The organism is Gemmatimonadota bacterium (assembly GCA_026705765.1).
Classification (GTDB): domain Bacteria; phylum Latescibacterota; class UBA2968; order UBA2968; family UBA2968; genus VXRD01.
Window position 1 is genome coordinate 1 of sequence record JAPPAB010000026.1, and the last position, 2,218, is coordinate 2,218.

Consider the following 2,218-nt stretch of genomic DNA (forward strand, 5'->3'; position numbering starts at 1 on the left):
ATGAGATGTTTTGGGATGGTCAAGAAGAGATAGATTGCGTGATTATTGATGGTCCACCTGTCTATACCTTGCGAGGTCGAGAGGCCTGTCTCTACCAGGTTTATGACCAGATTAAGATTGGTGGTCTGGTTATTTTGGACGATTTCAGAAGGTCTTATGAGAAGCAAATTGTCGAGAACTGGCTGTCCGTCTATCCCGGTAGTTTTACAGTGGCGATTATCCGTGAAGACCACCATCTGGCCGTGCTGCGTAAGATCAGGTCCGTGACACCGTGTTGGGATGCGTCTTCCAGACTATTAGATGTTCAGTCTGTCAGTAAAATGCTCGCCCGCATTACACAGGCATTATCGCCTGTTGATGATGAGTATTTGAAAGCGCTGGCTAAAGCGAATGAATGCTGTGAAACAGATCTGATTGGTTTGTTCAATACCATTCGGAATATTTATGGGGTGACGCCTGAGCGCATCCAGGAGTTCACGAGCCGAAATTCTACACTCCCACCAGAAGCGAAAAAGAGAAAACAGAATGCCTGTTATATGACAATCGTCAATGCGTTTTTTCGAGACGCTCAGTTTTTAGATTGAAGAAAGTGGATACAAAATGAGGAAAAGTCCAACGGCTGCGGGATGTTTTTCTGGATTTTTCCAGAAGAAATTAGGGATCGGTCCTCCCCTCCCGCAGTCTATTTAGTTTTAATTACCAATAGCCGGTAAAAATAAAACGCCGAAACGGGTCAAGTCCGAAACAGTTCAAATCTATTTCTTCTAAGAAGGAGATTTCAATATGTGGTCAATTGTGATTGGATGGGTTGTGCTTATTTTTGTCTTCAGCCTTATTATCGTTATCATTGCGCTCCTGCATAGAGCTGCGACCGAATGGACCTGGAGAGAGACGTTATCGGTGGTATTGACAACAGTTAGTATTATTGTGGGTATTAGAATGGCCGAAAAAGCTGAAGAATACATAGATAAAGATAAAGATAAAACTGTAACTGAGGAAATGCTTAGAGGTGTCGAGGAAAACCTTATTAATTCAATGCAAGCAAGCGAGAAACGGCTTATGGCTTCACACGCCGAGATAAAGAGTCTGTTAGGTGCATTGCCGGACACTTCAGTATCTGCGAGTATGCGGGACAGTCTTTTGGCTAAAATTGAGTTGTTGGACGAGCATATTGATAGGCATTTTTATCGGTTAGATGCTCGTTTTCCGAGTATTGATAAGTGACTGGATGAGAGGTAGTAAAAATGTCGGGATGGATTTCACTCCGGCACTATTGTATATAATTTTTCGGGTATTAAGATTGAGGTGTATGTAATCACCTCATTTTAGTGGATATGCTTGAAGGTTCTACTCAGGCACTGATCGTTTGGGTGTTGGATTCAAATTCTGTTATCGACTAAAACGGGTCAAGTCCACCGCCATCTTCTATGAAGTAAAAACCACGTCCTTTGGGCGTGGTTTTTTGGTTTATACCTTTGATGTTTTCGACAGGGATTAAAACCGCGATCGTTTGGTCTCCATGCTGGTATGCACATCAATCAGCACGGTTTTGTCATCGGCATTTAATCGCTGTGCTTCTTGCAATGCGGGACACATTTCGCCCGCTTTTTTGATAAGTCTGAAAAATACGACTGAACAGAATGTGCTACGGGTAAAAAAAGGTTGAAAAAATCACGGATCGTACGCATTATAGAAAGTATAAAGATTGTTAAATTTAGATTCATCATAATATAATGATTACTAAAGTAATGTGATATATGAGGGGATGCATACGTATGTATCTATCAAATTATGTTTGAGATCGGCACCATTCTCGACAAAAGATATCAAATCCAGGCGCACCTGGGAACCGGGGGCATGGGCGAAGTCTATCGGGTGTTGGACCTGGAGCAAGACCGGGAGTGCGCGCTCAAAATTTTGAATGAGATGATGGATGAGCAGGGTGTGCGTAGCCGTTTTCACAGAGAGTTTCAGGTGTTGAACAGATTCGATCACCCGCGCCTGGTACGCACCTTTGCCTGGGGCTTTGCCGAAGAGCGCCCCTATTTTACAATGGAATATTTGCCCGGGAAGACACTGGAAAAAATAATTGCCGATCAGGCGCTATTAGCGCGATTTCGGGCTTCGTACTTTTTTACTTTTGTGCAACAAATTGCCGAGGGATTGGCATATATCCACGCGCAGGGTGCGGTGCATCGCGATCTCAAGCCGTCCAATA

At 43.5% G+C, this 2,218-nt stretch carries 3 protein-coding genes; all 3 read left to right on the forward strand.

Translation table 11 applies throughout. The features are described from left to right. The coding region (locus OXH16_03230; GenBank protein ID MCY3680381.1) for a hypothetical protein at positions 1 to 584 on the forward strand (584 nt) is incomplete at its 5' end. Between the two features lie 199 nt (positions 585 to 783). Next, positions 784 to 1,224: a hypothetical protein gene (locus OXH16_03235; GenBank protein ID MCY3680382.1), complete on the forward strand. Its 441-nt coding sequence runs from the start codon at positions 784 to 786 to the stop codon at positions 1,222 to 1,224. Between the two features lie 567 nt (positions 1,225 to 1,791). Then, positions 1,792 to 2,218, forward strand: a 427-nt coding sequence (locus OXH16_03240; protein MCY3680383.1) for a serine/threonine-protein kinase, incomplete at its 3' end; no start/stop codon positions are given.